This is a genomic window from Streptomyces barringtoniae (assembly GCF_020819595.1).
Lineage (GTDB): Bacteria > Actinomycetota > Actinomycetes > Streptomycetales > Streptomycetaceae > Streptomyces > Streptomyces barringtoniae.
Map to the genome: position 1 here is coordinate 1 of NZ_JAJHNP010000074.1, position 1,516 is coordinate 1,516.

1 protein-coding gene is annotated in these 1,516 nt (G+C 71.7%); it reads right to left on the bottom strand.

Translation table 11 applies throughout. From position 1 onward, the window contains the following. Positions 1-1,516: beta-ketoacyl synthase N-terminal-like domain-containing protein (locus LMU33_RS40750; RefSeq protein ID WP_228627147.1), on the bottom strand; the 1,516-nt coding region annotated here is incomplete at both ends.

Genomic DNA, 1,516 nt, shown 5'->3' on the forward strand with positions numbered 1-1,516 from the left:
CTCGATGAACGCGCCGGGTGTCGACATCACGGTCACACCGCCGGCCAGCGCCAGATCGCACTCACCACTGCGCAGCGCCTGGGCGGCGAGGTGCAGGGCGACCAGCGAGGACGAGCAGGCCGTGTCCACCGTCACCGCGGGCCCTTCGACACCGAAGGTGTAGGCGAGACGCCCGGAGACGACGCTGGCCGAGTTGCCGGTGCTCATGAAGCCGTCCGTGGCCTCGGGCGAGTTGAGGACCAGGGACAGGTAGTCCTGACCGTTGGTCCCGATGAACACGCCCGCCTGGCTGCCGCGTACGGACGACGGGTCGATCCCGGCTCGCTCGAACGCCTCCCACGACGTCTCCAGAAGCAGCCGCTGCTGCGGGTCCATGGCGAGCGCCTCACGCGGGCTGATCCCGAAGAACGCCGGGTCGAACTCGGCCGCGTCGTAGAGGAAGCCGCCCTCATGCGCGTACGACGTGTTCGTCGTACCGGAAGTGGGAGAGCCGGTGGTGGGCATCGCGTCCGACCGGGGGCCGTTCAGCGAGTCGAGGTCCCAGCCGCGGTCGGTGGGGAAGCCGGAGACAGCGTCCCGTCCGGTGGCGAGGAGCTGCCAGAGGTCTTCCGGCGACCGTACGCCGCCGGGGAAGCGGCAGCTCATGCCGACGATCGCGATCGGGTCGTCCGTCGCCTCCGCCGACCGCGACACCGGGCCGCCGGCCACCGCCCGGGTGCCGAGCAGTTCCGTCCACAGGTGATCGGCCAGCGACGTCGGAGTCGGGTAGTCGTAGATCAGCGTGGCGGGAAGCCGCAGCTCTCCTGCGGCCCCCAGGCGGTTGCGGAGCTCGACCGCCGTCAGCGAATCGAAGCCGAGCTCCTTGAACGCGCGGTTGGCGCCGACGGTCTCGGGACCGGCGTGGCCGAGCACGGCCGCGACGGTCTCACGTACCAGATCCAGCAGCAGGCGCCGCTGCTCCGTCTCGGGGAGAGGGGACATGCGCTGTGCGAGGGAGGACGCGGGGACCCTGTCCGTGCCGGAACCGGCGGCGGATTCGGCGGGTGCCAGGGCCTCGCGTGCTTCTGGGAGTTCCGCCAGCAGGGGGCTGGGCCGCACGGCGGTGAAGCCGGGTGCGAACCGCTGCCAGTCGACGTCCGCGACGGCCACCACCGTGTCGTGCGAGTCCAGTGCGTGCTGCAGCGCGTCGATCGCGGCCGAGGTGGTCATCGGCGGTACGCCGCCGGCCCGCATCCGCTGCGCGAGGGTCTCGTCGGCGGCCATGCCGCCTTCGGCCCAGGGGCCCCACGCGATCGAGGTGGCGGGCAGTCCGTCGGCGCGCCGCTGCTCGGCGAGCGCGTCGAGGTGGGCGTTGGCAGCGGCGTAGTTGGCCTGACCCGCGGTTCCCCATACGCCACTCACCGAGGAGAAGAGCACGAAGGCCGACAGGTCCATGTGCCGGGTGAGTTCATGCAGATGCACCGCGGAGACCGCCTTCGCCCGCAGCACCGCCTCGAACCGCTCCGGAGTCAACGAG